11 protein-coding genes are annotated in these 14,737 nt (G+C 40.2%); 7 read left to right on the top strand and 4 right to left on the bottom strand.

Translation table 11 applies throughout. From position 1 onward, the window contains the following. Positions 1–101: 101 nt before the first annotated feature. Both Q1R07_RS02250 and Q1R07_RS02245 read left to right on the top strand, forming a co-directional pair. Positions 102–1,976, top strand: coding sequence for a DEAD/DEAH box helicase (locus Q1R07_RS02250; RefSeq protein WP_300485589.1), 1,875 nt, complete (start codon positions 102–104; stop codon positions 1,974–1,976). 78 nt (positions 1,977–2,054) lie between these two features. Continuing rightward, entirely contained in the window at positions 2,055–2,825 is a 771-nt protein-coding gene (locus Q1R07_RS02245) for a carboxypeptidase-like regulatory domain-containing protein (protein WP_300485586.1), read from the top strand. Between the two features lie 24 nt (positions 2,826–2,849). Here the strand turns inward: Q1R07_RS02245 and Q1R07_RS02240 are convergent, their stop codons facing one another. Beyond that, entirely contained in the window at positions 2,850–3,530 is a 681-nt protein-coding gene (locus tag Q1R07_RS02240; RefSeq protein ID WP_300485583.1) for an RNA methyltransferase, read from the bottom strand. 59 nt (positions 3,531–3,589) lie between these two features. On the opposite strand from Q1R07_RS02240, the gene Q1R07_RS02235 reads away from it, so the two are divergent. The 5 genes from Q1R07_RS02235 (at position 3,590) to Q1R07_RS02215 (ending at position 9,442) form a co-directional block, all read left to right on the top strand. After that, on the top strand, positions 3,590–4,120 hold the full coding sequence (locus Q1R07_RS02235; RefSeq protein ID WP_300485580.1) for a sigma-70 family RNA polymerase sigma factor: 531 nt from the start codon (positions 3,590–3,592) through the stop codon (positions 4,118–4,120). Then, entirely contained in the window at positions 4,120–4,905 is a 786-nt protein-coding gene (locus Q1R07_RS02230; RefSeq protein ID WP_300485577.1) for an anti-sigma factor, read from the top strand. Before Q1R07_RS02235 ends, Q1R07_RS02230 begins: the two co-directional genes overlap by 1 nt. A gap of 4 nt (positions 4,906–4,909) precedes the next feature. Next, a complete protein-coding gene (locus tag Q1R07_RS02225; protein WP_300485574.1) occupies positions 4,910–5,617 on the top strand; it encodes an NAD-dependent deacylase in 708 nt (235 codons plus the stop codon). 67 nt (positions 5,618–5,684) lie between these two features. Beyond that, positions 5,685–7,028: an adenylosuccinate lyase gene (gene purB, locus Q1R07_RS02220; RefSeq protein WP_300485571.1), complete on the top strand. Its 1,344-nt coding sequence runs from the start codon at positions 5,685–5,687 to the stop codon at positions 7,026–7,028. 164 nt (positions 7,029–7,192) lie between these two features. Next, on the top strand, positions 7,193–9,442 hold the full coding sequence (locus tag Q1R07_RS02215) for a cation:proton antiporter (protein WP_300485568.1): 2,250 nt from the start codon (positions 7,193–7,195) through the stop codon (positions 9,440–9,442). Positions 9,443–9,565: 123 nt separating this feature from the next. On the opposite strand, the gene guaB is transcribed toward Q1R07_RS02215, so the two are convergent. The 3 genes from guaB to Q1R07_RS02200 form a co-directional block, all read right to left on the bottom strand. After that, on the bottom strand, positions 9,566–11,038 hold the full coding sequence (guaB, locus tag Q1R07_RS02210) for an IMP dehydrogenase (protein ID WP_300485566.1): 1,473 nt from the start codon (positions 11,036–11,038) through the stop codon (positions 9,566–9,568). Positions 11,039–11,244: 206 nt separating this feature from the next. Next, on the bottom strand, positions 11,245–13,695 hold the full coding sequence (locus Q1R07_RS02205; RefSeq protein WP_300485564.1) for a TonB-dependent receptor: 2,451 nt from the start codon (positions 13,693–13,695) through the stop codon (positions 11,245–11,247). After that, positions 13,676–14,737, bottom strand: a 1,062-nt coding sequence (locus Q1R07_RS02200; RefSeq protein ID WP_300485561.1) for an HTTM domain-containing protein, incomplete at its 5' end; no start/stop codon positions are given. The genes Q1R07_RS02205 and Q1R07_RS02200, both read right to left, overlap by 20 nt.

Here is a 14,737-nt window from a genome sequence, read left to right as displayed (position 1 = left end):
ACTTATTGAAAATCAGTAAAAAACAAAAGCATAAATATCGAAAACATATTAGCATATCTCGTTAATTTACAGTAACTTTGCCCCCAATTTAAAAATAACGAATGAATAAATTTGAACAATTAGGATTGAATGAATCGCTACTGCTGGCGATTAAAGATCTAGGATTTGAAAATCCGTCGGAGGTACAGGAAAAGGCGATTCCCCTATTATTGGAAAAAGACACAGACATAGTTGCATTGGCACAGACCGGGACAGGTAAGACCGCTGCGTTTGGTTTTCCACTGATTCAAAAGATTGACGCTGAGGACAGAACAACTCAGGCATTAATTTTATCGCCAACACGCGAACTTTGTTTACAGATCACCAATGAGATTAAACAATATTCAAAATACGTTAAAGGAATTCACACTGTAGCCGTTTATGGTGGTGCAAGCATTACCGAACAGGCGAAAGATGTAAAAAGAGGCGCACAGATTATCGTGGCCACTCCAGGAAGAATGCAGGACATGATTAACAGAGGAATGGTAAACATTAAGAACATTAATTTCTGTGTTCTTGACGAAGCCGACGAAATGTTAAACATGGGATTTTATGATGATATCACTTCCATTTTATCCGATACACCGGAAGACAAAAGTACCTGGTTGTTTTCGGCAACCATGCCACAGGAAGTAGCGCGTATTGCACGTGAGTTTATGCGTAAACCACTTGAAATTACAGTGGGTCACAAAAACTCTGGTTCACAAAACGTTTCGCACGAATTTTACCTGGTAAATGCCCGCGACCGTTATTCGGCTTTAAAACGACTAGCTGATGCTAACCCGGATATTTTCTCGGTTGTCTTCTGTCGTACCAAAAGAGACACACAAGCTGTTGCTGAAAAACTAATCGAAGACGGATATAATGCTGCCGCTTTACACGGTGACCTTTCTCAGGCACAACGTGACGGCGTAATGAAATCGTTCCGTGGTCGTCAGATCCAAATGTTAGTTGCTACCGACGTAGCGGCTCGTGGTATTGACGTAGACGATATTACACACGTAATCAACTACCAGTTACCGGACGAAATCGAAACGTATACACACCGTTCCGGTAGAACCGGACGTGCCGGAAAATCCGGAACATCAATGGTGATCATTACGAAAAGTGAATTGCGTAAAATTTCACAAATCGAACGTATCATCAAAACGAAATTCGAAGAAAAACCAATTCCTTCCGGAATTGAAATCTGCGAAATTCAGTTATTCCACTTAGCGAATAAAATCAAAGACGTTGAAGTTGACCATGAAATCGATGCCTACCTTCCAGCTATTTATGAGGTAATGAAAGACCTTACAAAAGAGGAAGTAATCAAGAAAATGGTTTCGGTAGAATTCAACCGTTTTATCAATTACTATAAAAAATCTCGTGATTTATCCGCTCAAAATGCTGGTGAACGTCGTGAAGATGCAGGAAGTATCCCGTCTGACGGAGCAGTACGTTTCTTTATCAACATCGGTTCCCGTGATAATTTTGACTGGATGACGTTGAAAGACTTCTTACGTGACACTTTAGAATTAGGTCGTGACGATTTATTTAAAGTGGATGTAAAAGAAGGTTTCTCATTCTTTAATACCGATGCTGAATACGCTGAAAAAGTAATGGATGTTTTAAACAACATTCATTTGGAAGGACGTAAAATCAACGTGGAAATTTCTAAAAACGACGGTGGTTCCAACAACAGAAGACGCGACCATAACGGACGTAGCGGTGGTGGTGATCGCAACCGTTCCCGAGGTGGTGACCGCGACAGAGGTGGCGATCGTGACAGAGGACCAAGAAGAGAGCGTAGTTTTGGCGGTGGTCGTTCGGAAAGAAAAGATGATTTCGGTGACCGACCATTACGAAATGAAAGAAGATCAGGATCAGACCGTTCTCCGCGTCGTTCCGAAGGTTCTTCGAACAACAACAGCGGAAAACGCCCTAGAAGAAGCTAATTCTTTTGTTAATTTTCTTCTAATATAACTTAAAAACTGCAAAATATCCCTTACTTTTAGACCAATCTAATAACCCGTATGAGATTTTTTGCAGTTTTTTTATTTACCCTACTAACATTTGCTTCCTACGCACAGGAAACGGAAACCCCCTCAACGGTTTCCGGTATAGTAGTGAACGCTACGACTTTATTACCCAAGAGTAACGTCAATATTGTTAACATTAATACCGTTAAAGGAACCACTTCCAGCGGACATGGTGAATTCACCATTGAAGCCAAAGTTAACGACACGATTCACTTCTCTTTTATTGGATTTGAATCGATTAAAATACGGGTTACCAACGACTGGATTAAAAACAAAAACACCAAGATCCGCTTAACCGAAAAGGCCTATGCTTTGGAGGAAGTCGTGATCAATAAATACCAGCTAACGGGTTATCTGGAAGTCGACACCAAAATTTTACCGTTAAATGAAAATTTCCGTTATCCGATTTCGGGATTACCATACGGTTATGAAGCCGGCGATCACTCTCCTAATAAAATTAACCGCGTCTTAGGATCACTTTTTAATCCTGCCGATTTACTCTATAATTTCTTTGGAAAAAAACCGAAAGAAATGAGCAAGTTAAAGGAAATCAAAAAAGACGATGTAGTCAAAAACCTTTTGGCTTCCAAATTCGACAAAGAAACCCTGGCTTCGCTTTTGGGAATCGATCCGAAGGAAATCAACGAAATCTTACAACGTTGTAATTATTCGGAAACCTTTATCAAAACAGCAAACGATCTCCAAATCATGGAAGCGATTAGTAGCTGTTATGAAGATTATAAGATCTTAAAACGAAAAAAATAAGTATAAAATAAAAAAAGAGGATTTTTAGTCCTCTTTTTTATTTTTCTCCAGATATAAGCGCGTGATATAATCAATATCCTTAATCGATTTCCGAGCCCAGTCAATTCGTTTTTCGATCATTTCGGCATCCGACAGCTTCCAATCCAGGTCGGAATTACGCAATCGCGTCGAAATATTTTGCAGAATAATCGCCGCCGATACCGAAATATTTAAGCTTTCGGTAAAACCAACCATCGGAATTTTTAAAAAACCATCGGCCTGCTGCATGACTTCATCCGACAACCCGAGGCGTTCTGTTCCGAAAAAAATCGCCGCCGGTTGTGTAATATCAAAATCCTCCAGCAAACAATCATTATCATGCGGTGTGGTTGCAATAATCCGATAACCTCTTTCTTTTAAATTGGCAATACAATCCTGATTGGAATCAAAACGATTGATATCCACCCATTTCTGAGCGCCCATCGCGATCTCTTTATCGATTTTTTTACCAAAACGTTCTTCAACTACATGTAACTCCTGTATTCCGAAGACTTCACAACTACGCATTACAGCACTCGTATTGTGCAATTGGTACAAATCTTCGACCGCCACTGTAAAGTGCTTGGTACGGTTTTCTAACACCCGTTTAAAGCCTTCGCTACGGTTTTCGGTGATAAAATTTTCTAAATAATCTAAATAGGCGATATCGGAAAAAAGCGGTTCCATTAAAAAAATATGAATTTGTTAAATTTCTTTACTAACTTTAGTGAAGTTAAATTACTCTTATGACACAAGAAGAATTACTAGCGCAAATCTACAAAAAAGACGACAAAGCTTTTACGCTTTTATACGACAGCTATGCCAAAAGTCTGTACGGTATTATTTATAACCTGCTAAAAGACCGGGAAGAATCCGAGGACATCCTTCAGGAAACGTTTGTTAAAATCTGGAAAAATCTGGATACTTACGACGAAAGTAAAGGTCGTTTTTTTACCTGGCTTCTCAATATTGCCCGCAACAGCGCTATCGATCGGTTACGTTCTAAAAACTTTAACAATAATCAGAAAAACTTATCTTCTGACAATTTCGTACATATACTCGATGACAATGCAAGAACCATGAACAAGATCGATACGATTGGAATTCAGGAATTTGTAAAAAAACTAAAACCCAAATGTATACAGCTGATTGACCTCTTATTTTTTAAAGGCTATACACAACAGGAAGTTTCCGAAACACTGGAAATTCCTTTGGGAACGGTTAAAACACAAAACAGAAACTGTATAAACGAATTAAGAAACTTACTGCGAGTATAATGAACACTAGAGAATACATAGAATCCGGAGTTCTGGAACTGTATATTTTTGGAAAACTGTCCGAATCGGAAAACCAAGAAGTACAGGTTTACGCCAATGAATATCCGGAAATAAAACAAGAGATCGAAAGCATCGAAAAGGCTATCATTAACCTTTCGTATAGCGTCGCACCGAATTTGTCCCTGGAGACATTCAATACCATCCGAAAAGCATTACTCGAGAGAGAAACGAGCGTAGTAACGATGCAACCGAAATCCAACAAATCGGCCTATTTGGGTTGGGCAGCATCGTTCCTATTATTATTAGGAGCCGGCTTCCTGTATTTCCAGATGAACCAAAACGATATTCTGCTTAAAGATAGCAAAGAAAAGAATCAGGATTTACAAAAATCGGTTGTCACCTTAGAAGAGCAAAATAAAAACAATGAAACTTTACTTAACCTCTTTAAAGACGAAAACAATAAAGTAGTAGCACTTGCCGGTCAGGCGGTTGCTCCGGAAGCCAAAGCCAAAATATACTGGAATCAGAATGATCATTCAGTATATGTAGATGCATCCGGATTACCGGAACCACCTAAAGGACATGTGTATCAGGTATGGTCATTAAAAATGGATCCGCTCACTCCAACAAGTATTGGATTACTGGAAAAAACGGAAATCGGGAAATCCAGAATATTTAAAGTCGACAACGCTACCGATGCCGAAGGATTTGGTATCACACTGGAACCAGCCGGAGGTAGTGCCGCACCTACTTTAGAGCAATTATATACCTTAGGAAAAGTATAAATTAATGACCTTAAAGAAAAAATTAGTCGTTCTTTCCGGAGCCGGAATCAGCGCGGAAAGCGGTATTAAAACCTTCCGCGATGCCGACGGATTATGGGAAGGTTACAATATTGAAGATGTTGCCAGTCCGGAAGGATGGGCCAAAAATAAAGCATTGGTATTGGATTTTTACAACAAAAGAAGAGCACAGCTTTTTGAAGTACAGCCCAACAATGCCCACCGGATTCTGGCTGAAATGGAAGCCGAATTCGACCTACACATAATCACTCAAAATGTAGACGACTTACACGAAAGAGCCGGTAGTCGCAACGTTTTACACTTACACGGCGAACTACTCAAGGTACGCAGCACTGTTGACACCGATACTATTCTCGACTGGAAAACCGATCTTCACTTGGGCGACAACGACAGCAACGGACACCAGTTACGACCGCATATCGTTTGGTTTGGAGAAGCCGTACCTGCAATGGATGAAGCGATCGCGCTTGTTCAGACAGCCGATATTTTTCTGATTATCGGAACGTCGCTACAGGTTTATCCGGCCGCCGGATTAATCGATTATACCCGACATACAACCCCGGTGTATTATATCGACCCCAAACCGGCCCAAATTTACAATGTGAACAATCCGTTTAAAGCCATAGCCTTATCCGCTTCCGAAGGAATGGAACAACTACGACAGCAGCTTAGTGCCCAACCGGAAAAGATTTAAAATTGTATTTCCAGAAGTTTGGGTAAAACCTTATCTTTGCGATTATTAGAAAATAACACAACAACAAATGCATTTAACTGAACTTAGTGCTATATCGCCTATCGACGGCCGGTATAGAAACAAAACCGTTTCCCTTTCCGAATATTTTTCCGAAGAAGCTTTGATCAAATACCGCGTACTGGTAGAAGTCGAATATTTTATTGCGCTTTGCGAATTGCCTTTACCGCAGTTGGCCGGAGTGGATAAAAACCTGTTTGCCGATTTGCGAAAGATATACGAGAATTTTACGACAGAAGATGCACTTTGGATCAAAGAGACTGAAAAGACCACCAATCACGATGTAAAAGCGGTAGAATACTTTATTAAAGCTGCTTTCGACAAATTGGGATTACAACAATACAAAGAGTTTATCCACTTCGGATTGACTTCTCAGGATATCAATAACACTGCGATTCCGCTTTCGACCAAGCACGCTTTTGAAAAAGTATACCTGCCATCGTTAATAAGCGTAGTTGCCAAACTTAAAGAATTAAGCCAGGAATGGAAAGACGTTCCGATGTTGGCCCGTACACACGGACAACCGGCTTCCCCTACCCGCTTGGGCAAAGAAATCGCCGTGTTTGTAGAACGTCTGGAAGAACAAATGCGTTTGTTATTTAACGTACCGTTTGCCGCCAAATTTGGTGGTGCCACCGGTAATTACAATGCCCATTTTGTAGCTTACCCAAAAGTTGACTGGCGAAAATTCGGAAACGATTTCGTAGAAGCTACATTAGGACTACACCATTCTTTTCCGACTACACAAATTGAGCATTACGATCATTTTGCCGCTTTTTTCGACGCTTTAAAACGCATCAATACCATTTTGATCGATTTGGATCGCGATATCTGGACGTATGTTTCGATGGAGTATTTCAAACAAAAAATCAAAGCCGGAGAAATTGGTTCCTCGGCGATGCCACATAAAGTAAACCCGATTGATTTTGAAAATTCAGAAGGAAATCTGGGAATTGCCAATGCCATTTTCGAACATTTGGCAGCCAAATTACCAGTATCCCGTTTGCAACGCGATTTAACCGACAGTACCGTGTTGCGTAATGTTGGTGTACCAATCGGACATACAATTATCGGTTTTGAAGCGACTTTAAAAGGACTAAACAAATTACTTTTAAACGCTGAAAAATTCGAAGAAGACCTGGAAAAAAACTGGGCGGTAGTAGCCGAAGCCATTCAAACGATTTTAAGACGTGAAGCCTACCCGAATCCGTATGAAGCATTAAAAGATCTTACCCGTACCAATACGGTGATCAACAAAGAGGCAATCCATAATTTTATCGCGACTTTAAACGTATCGGATACGATAAAAGCAGAACTTTTACAAATTACACCGAGTAATTACCTCGGAATATAACTCTTTTTAAAAAATATTCTTAGATCCCGATGGCTTTAACCATCGGGATTTTTTATTGCTATTTATGATAAATTTATCTTAAAATAACGGCATAATAAGCCCTGTTGCTTTTATAAATACGCATTATTTTATAACTTACACAAATCCTAAAAAACAAAAAATATATGCCATTATCAACAGCTGAAACCGTAGCCGAAACCTCTCACCATTTATATCCGTTAATCAGTGATTTAGGATTGATCCTAATGACAGCCGGAGTAGCCGTACTGTTGTTTAAAAAAATCAAACAACCGCTGGTTTTAGGCTATCTGGTTGCCGGTTTTCTTGCCGGAAATAATTTTGATTTTTTCCCCTCGGTCACCGATATCAAAAGCGTTGAAGTCTGGGCCGAAATCGGGGTTATTTTCCTTTTGTTTAGTCTCGGATTGGAATTCAGTTTTAAAAAACTGATGAAAGTCGGCGGAACCGCCTCCATTACCGCTATTATCCAGATTATCTCGATGATTTTTATCGGATATATGTCCGGACGGTGGATGGGTTGGTCACAAATGGACAGTATTTTCCTCGGTGCCATACTCTCCATGTCCTCTACCACGATTATTCTCCGTGCTTTTGACGAATTAAATGTCAAAGGAAAGAAATATGCCGGAATCGTTTTCGGTGCTTTAATTGTCGAAGATATTGTTGCCATCTTACTGATGGTGTTGCTTTCGACCATATCCGTTAGTCAGCAATTTTCCGGAGCCGAATTATTCGAATCCGTTTTAAAACTGTTATTCTTCCTGATTCTTTGGTTTGTGGGTGGTATTTTCTTTATTCCAACCTTACTTAAAAAAGCCAAAACCTTATTGAATGAAGAAACTTTATTGATCATTTCATTAGCACTTTGTCTGATGATGGTAATTCTGGCCACTAATGCCGGTTTCTCACCTGCTTTAGGTGCTTTTATCATGGGATCCATTATAGCGGAAACCACTCAGGCCGAAAAAATCGAACACCTTATCAAACCGGTAAAAGACCTTTTCGGAGCGGTATTCTTCGTATCTGTCGGAATGTTGATCAATCCGGATACTTTGGTGGAATATGCCGTACCTGTGTTATTGATCACTTTGATTACCATCATAGGAAAAACGGTGAGTACCGCCGCCGGAGCATTGGTATCCGGTCAGCCCTTAAAACAATCCGTTCAGGCCGGTATGAGTCTGGCGCAAATCGGGGAATTCTCCTTTATTATCGCCACCTTAGGGATGTCGCTAAAAGTAACCAGTGATTTCCTGTATCCGATTGTTGTGGCGGTTTCGGCCGTAACCACGTTTACCACTCCATTTATGATCAAAATGTCAATGCCGTTTTATGAGAAACTTGAAAAAGTATTACCTAAAAAATGGCTTACGGCTATCGATAATTACAGTACGAATTCACAGTCGATTAAAGCAACCAGTAACTGGCAAGTGGTATTGCGCGCTACCATGACGCAGGTTGTGATCAGTTCGGTTATTATTATTGCGATTATCCTGTTGTCCGATCTTTATATTTCGCCTTTGGTGATCGATTCTAAATTCGGAAATGCCGTAGCCGCATTGATTACCTTAGTGATCATCGCTCCGTTTTTATGGGCGCTATCGCTGCGAAGAGTCGCCGAAAGTGCAATGGACGAACTTCGAAAAGAACGCAAATACCGTGGTCCTTTAACCATGCTGATTCTGGTTCGAATTGGCCTTGCGCTGTTCTTTGTAGGATTCCTTCTGAATAATTTCTTTTCACCGATTGTTGCTTTTATTGCGTTGATCCTCGTGATCATTTCGTATATCATCTTTCCTAAAAAATTGCATGCCCAGTACGATAAAATCGAAAAGCACTTCCTTAAAAATTTCAACGATCGTGAAATTGCACGTGCTCAGAAAACCCGGGATGATTTAACCCCTTGGGACGGACACATGGCCAATTTTGAAATTGCCAAAGAGTCGAACCTTGCCGGAAAAAAACTCCAGGATCTGAAAGTACGTGAAAAAATGGGGGTAAATATCGCTTTTATCAAGCGTGGTGAAATCATGATCAACATCCCTACGCGTAACGAACGGTTGTTTCCGGGTGATGAAATTTGTGTAATCGGGACAGACGATCAGGTTCAGAATTTTAAAGGTTATCTGGATCAGAATGAGATTGAAGTACCGGAATCGGTAACCGAAGCGCAAATCGTACTACAACAATACGAATTGACCAATCAGGAATTTATCGGAAAAACGATTCGCGAATCGCAACTACGCGAGCGTACCGGTGGCCTTGTTGTAGGTATCGAACGTAATGGCGAACGCATCCTAAATCCGGAATCCCACTTGATTTTAGAACGAAACGATATCTTATGGCTGGTTGGTGATAAAAAACTATTGGCGGCCGCTTTTAAGAATCAATAATACTTTAAACACAAGACCTGACAGGTTTTCGAAACCTGTCAGGTCTGCTACTGACTTTAAAAACCTTTGAGGTCTGTTTTAAACATAAAAAAACCTGATATTTTCATATCAGGTTTTTATTTTTTATCGCGAATAATTCGGTGCTTCTTTTGTAATAGTTACGTTGTGCGGATGGCTTTCTCCGATTCCGCTGGCCGTGATACGAACAAATCGTCCTGTTTCCTGTAAGGTCTGGATGTCTTTTGCACCACAGTATCCCATTCCGGCACGTAGTCCGCCAACAAACTGAAGCATACTTTCGTTTAGCTCTCCTTTGTAAGGTACACGTCCTACGATTCCTTCCGGAACCAGTTTTTTCACATCGTCTTCCACGTCCTGGAAATAACGGTCTTTGGATCCTTCTTTCATCGCTTCTACCGATCCCATTCCGCGGTAGGATTTGAATTTTCTTCCTTCGAAAATAATCGTTTCGCCCGGCGATTCTTTGGTTCCTGCTAATAACGATCCCAACATCACACAATCGGCTCCGGCTGCTATCGCTTTCGGAATATCACCGGTATAACGGATTCCTCCATCAGCAATAACCGGAACTCCGGTTCCGCGTAAAGCGGCAGCGACTTCCAATACGGCCGAAAACTGCGGAAATCCTACTCCGGCAACCACTCGGGTTGTACAGATCGATCCAGGTCCGATTCCTACTTTAACGGCATCGGCACCGTTTTCAGCTAAATATAAGGCCGCTTCCGGTGTCGCGATATTACCTACCACCACATCCAGTTGCGGGAATTTTTCTTTTACTTGTTTTAAAACACCTACCACGCCTTTGGTATGTCCGTGTGCCGTATCGATGATCACCGCATCTACACCTGCGTTTACCAAAGCCGTTGCCCGTTCTACCGCATCGTTGGTAACACCTAATGCAGCCGCTACACGCAAACGTCCAAATTTGTCTTTGTTGGCATTTGGCTTTTGTGTTAACTTGGTAATATCTCTAAACGTAATCAACCCAACAAGTTTATGTTCTTTGTTGACTACCGGTAGTTTTTCAATTTTGTTTTGTTGCAGAATTTCTTCAGCTGTGGCTAATGTAGTTCCTTCTCCGGCTGTAACCAGTTTTTCAGATGTCATCACCTCGGTGATTAAACGAGCGTTGTCTTTTTCGAAACGCAAATCACGGTTGGTCACAATACCTTTTAGGATTTGATTTTCATCCACCACCGGGATTCCTCCGATACTGAACTCGCGCATGGCCAGTTTGGCATCGCCTACAGTTGCCGTAAGTGGCAATGTAACCGGATCGATAATCATTCCCGATTCGGCTCTTTTTACTTTTCGTACTTCGGCAGCCTGCTGTTCGATTGTCATGTTTTTATGTAAAACACCGATACCACCTTCCTGCGCCATCGCAATAGCCATCGCACTTTCGGTAACCGTATCCATAGCAGCCGAAACAACTGGTACGTTTAATGTAATATTTTTTGAAAATTTCGTTTTGATACTTACTTCCCTTGGCAGGATTTCTGAATAATTCGGAACGAGTAGAACATCATCATAGGTTAGACCTTCCCCGATGATTTTAGCTGTGTGTGCTTTCATGTTGCAATTTGTAGTTGAATTGCATGCAAATATAACACATTTATTCCATCCGCGGGAAAAACTTTAACATTATTATAAATCGTTTATGCGACAAAAACAAATCCATAATTTATAGTTTATCCGAAAACCTATTTTTGCGGTTAAATTATTTATAGTTAAAAGATCTTGCCTGTTAGCATACTATTTATCCGTAGTATATAGTGGTTTTAGAACCGCAATTGAAGGGTCGCATAGTAAGACCTTGGTGCCGAAGGGATAATTCCCGGTCCCGGATAACCGGTTGCTCGTCTTGTAAAATAAATAGTATTCGTAAGATTATTGATACCGGTTTCTATCGTAATTTTTTTGGCAACCGTAAGCGACAACGCCCAATCGACAACATAGTAGGTTGGAACCTGTCCTTCAATTCCCTTAATATTTTCGTTTTTGTCCTGTTTACTGTTGGTGGCATCGGTGTATTGATCACTCATATAGGTAAATTGCATACTGGTCATCAGGTTTTTATAACCGAATAGCATACCGGATTTAAGGTTTTGCATAGGAACAAATTCCACTTTATTTCCTTGTATTCCGGGTTGTTTCGAACGGATGTATTCCGATTTTGTCAAAGCCAGATTAATAAAAGCATTCCATTTAAAATGGGGATTCATCGGGCTAAAAAGTGTTTTTTGTAAACTTAAATCGGCAAAAATTTCCATCCCATAGATAAACGCATCGCCTACATTCGTACGGAATCGAATAATCCGAAAATCTTCCGTTTCTTTAATAATCTGCCCCAAACGTCCTTTGTAAGCCAATCCGAAAGCACTGATATCATAGGTCAGTTTGTTTTTCAGTTGTCCACGGATTCCGAAATCAAACGTATAGCCTTTTTCATCTTTCAGGTTTTCATCAATTTTATAGGACGGTTCTGAAATTCGAATATCATTAAAAGTAACCGAACGGTAATTCTGAGAAAAGTTCATATATGACTCGACTGCTTTTATCGGTTTGTAACTGAATCCGATTCCTAAAAGTACAAACGAACGGTTTAATTTGTTATGTTCTTCTAAAGTTTCATCAAAAATGACATTCCCGGCATTATCGCGATTGATTTTCCGGTAAAAACCTTTTGCCTGCGTCGTAATATGCTCAAAGCGAATTCCCGGAGTAATCGCGAACTTATCGGTTATCCGAAAAATATTTTCTCCGAATAGAGCCAGATTACGATTCGGATAGTTATAATCGGACTGGTTTTGATAATACGGAAATTCGGCTGTTGCACAATCAAAATTGGCATCCCTTCCGGAACTACCGGGGCCTTGTCGGGCTGTATTATCCGACTGGTAGTATTTGAAACCTGCGACAAAGGCATTTTCGTTTTTAAAAAAACCATACCGTTTTAAGATTCGTGTTTCGGCTCCCCAATTGGCAAACTTTCCGGTGATCAGATCGCGGACAGTTCCTTCATGATCTTCCTGAAAGACACGATTGGAACGAAATCCAAGCGCTTTGCGTCCGGCATATAATCCAAACAGGTTTACGCTCAGATCGGTTTTTGATGTAACCGCATGCTTCAGTTTTAGTGAAAAAAGATTCCAATCGACAGCAAACCAATTTCGTTTCCGATTACTCTGAAACGCATTCTCGTAAAACATCTTATCGGTTAGTCCTCCGGGTTGCTGTGCTAAATATTGAAAATGGGTATACTCGAAACACAAACTGGTTTTAGTTGTAAACCGGTATCTGAAATTTCCGAAATAGTTTTTGGATTCAAATTCGGAATTGGGTTGAAAGCCATCCCCCAATTTATAATTAAAAAAGGTATAATAACTAAATTTCCCTATCGTTCCGCTTAAACTGGTAAAACTGGTAAACAGGTTGTTGGATCCTATCGTTTGCCTGTTTAATACGCTACATATTTTATTCGTATCGGGACTTTTCATTTTAAAATTGATCAATCCTCCAAATTGCGTTCCATATTGTAACGATGCTGCTCCTCTTATCACTTCTATCCGATCCAATCCTTCTGTTGCCGGTGTATAATAACTTTCCGGATAGCCTAAAATATCAGCACTAATGTCATAATCGTTCTGACGTATATTAAAATGGGCCGAACGATTCGGATCCAATCCTCTTCCGCCAATATTCAATTGCAAGCCACTGTTGTCACTTTCGTAGATATTCAATCCGACTACTTGTGAAAATACCTGACGGGGTACATTTACAGCCCGATTACCCATCATATTATCCATAATGACCACTTCCGTTTTTTTGCCGGCATAAATCGCTGTTTCTTCAACATCCCGTAACCGAGCCATCGCAAAGATTTCTTTTTTTCTTTTTTTGATCAAAATCTCACTAAGCTTGATCTCCATGGGATGTAAGGCGATTAAGAGGTTTACATCCTGATTGACTACCGTAACTATTTCTTCCTGTAAACGGTATTCATCCGACAAAAAGACCAATCGATATTGACCGGGTTTTACTTTTGAAAAAAGAAACGCTCCTTTTTCATCCGATCGCGTCACACTATTATTACTTACATTTACGATTTCTACCGAAGTGAGCGGTATCTGTTTTTCAATAGCTATAATTCTTCCTTTAATATCGTATTGTGAAAAACAGATTGTGGTTACCAACGTTACTATCAGCGTACTAAAGTCCTTTAATCTCATCGTCAAACGGTACTATCCAGGTTTTGTGTAAAAAGCAATCTTTTTCTTTTGCGAGATTCACGGTTGGGTTTATATATCTTTTTCCGGGTCTTCCGTTAAGTGTCACATAACTTTCTACCGTGACTATCGGATCGTTGATGCCTTTTTTCTGATAATAATCGTGTAGAAAGTGCGCATACTGTACAATGAAATCCGGCTGAAAAGCCATTTGTTTTTCCTGAAAAGGGGTCAGAAATGCATCATTCTCAATATAAAAAGAATGTCCCGTTATCCTATCTTTTATCGCAAACTGGATATAACCGGCTTTTTCCATCAACATGACACGCCAGGAAAAACGGAAACCTTCTTCCGTCCAGAATAATTCTCCCGGATATAAAAGGTAACGAAAGGGGAATACCAATTGTACAACAAAAAAAACGATCAATATTTTAACGCGTAATGCAGCGGCGCTTAGTGTTTTTGTACTCCGCTCTCTTGCATTGTCGAAAAACAACATATTAATTTTGAAAATGCGACTCCCATAGGCTAATACTTTATGGTGGTATTTCGGATCGAAGAAAATGAGTGTTGCGAAAATCATAATAAACGGAAACATTCCTATTGGAAATAGTATTCGCGTTATCAAATGAAAAAAGACAACCATCATAAAAGCCAGGACTCTTGTACGCCGATACAGTAACAAAAACGGAATAAGCAGATCATATAGCATTCCACCCCAACTGAAAGCAAATGCAACCCATTCCTGTTTGAGAAAGAAGCCTAATACCGGTACGTCATATTTGGGTGCAAGCCATAATTTTAAAGGCATTGCTCTGAAAAGCCAATCGGAATTAACCTTTGCCAATCCGGCATAAAAATAGACAATCCCCAACATGAGTTTCAGGCTATCGATACACCATGCCGGAATTTTCTGAAAGGCAAGTTTCGGATTTTTCCAGGCATCAACCGAGTAATAGCTATTTGCCGGTAAAAAGAACATGATAAAAGCTACTGCAGTGATAAAATAATAGTGATTCAGGTATGTCGTTTTATCCATCAATTC

Source organism: Flavobacterium sp. (genome assembly GCF_030146175.1).
Taxonomy (GTDB): Bacteria; Bacteroidota; Bacteroidia; order Flavobacteriales; family Flavobacteriaceae; genus Flavobacterium.
The sequence above is the reverse complement of the archived record's forward strand: the minus strand, read 5'-3'. Positions and strand labels throughout refer to the sequence as shown.

Excerpts from the sequence above, each read along its gene's own strand:
- Q1R07_RS02250 (WP_300485589.1), top strand. The coding sequence starts at position 102 with ATGAATAAATTTGAACAATTAGGATTGAATGAATCGCTACTGCTGGCG.
- Q1R07_RS02245 (WP_300485586.1), top strand. The coding sequence starts at position 2,055 with ATGAGATTTTTTGCAGTTTTTTTATTTACCCTACTAACATTTGCTTCC.
- Q1R07_RS02240 (WP_300485583.1), bottom strand. The coding sequence starts at position 3,530 with ATGGAACCGCTTTTTTCCGATATCGCCTATTTAGATTATTTAGAAAAT.
- Q1R07_RS02235 (WP_300485580.1), top strand. The coding sequence starts at position 3,590 with ATGACACAAGAAGAATTACTAGCGCAAATCTACAAAAAAGACGACAAA.
- Q1R07_RS02230 (WP_300485577.1), top strand. The coding sequence starts at position 4,120 with ATGAACACTAGAGAATACATAGAATCCGGAGTTCTGGAACTGTATATT.
- Q1R07_RS02225 (WP_300485574.1), top strand. The coding sequence starts at position 4,910 with ATGACCTTAAAGAAAAAATTAGTCGTTCTTTCCGGAGCCGGAATCAGC.
- purB (WP_300485571.1), top strand. The coding sequence starts at position 5,685 with ATGCATTTAACTGAACTTAGTGCTATATCGCCTATCGACGGCCGGTAT.
- Q1R07_RS02215 (WP_300485568.1), top strand. The coding sequence starts at position 7,193 with ATGCCATTATCAACAGCTGAAACCGTAGCCGAAACCTCTCACCATTTA.
- guaB (WP_300485566.1), bottom strand. The coding sequence starts at position 11,038 with ATGAAAGCACACACAGCTAAAATCATCGGGGAAGGTCTAACCTATGAT.
- Q1R07_RS02205 (WP_300485564.1), bottom strand. The coding sequence starts at position 13,695 with ATGAGATTAAAGGACTTTAGTACGCTGATAGTAACGTTGGTAACCACA.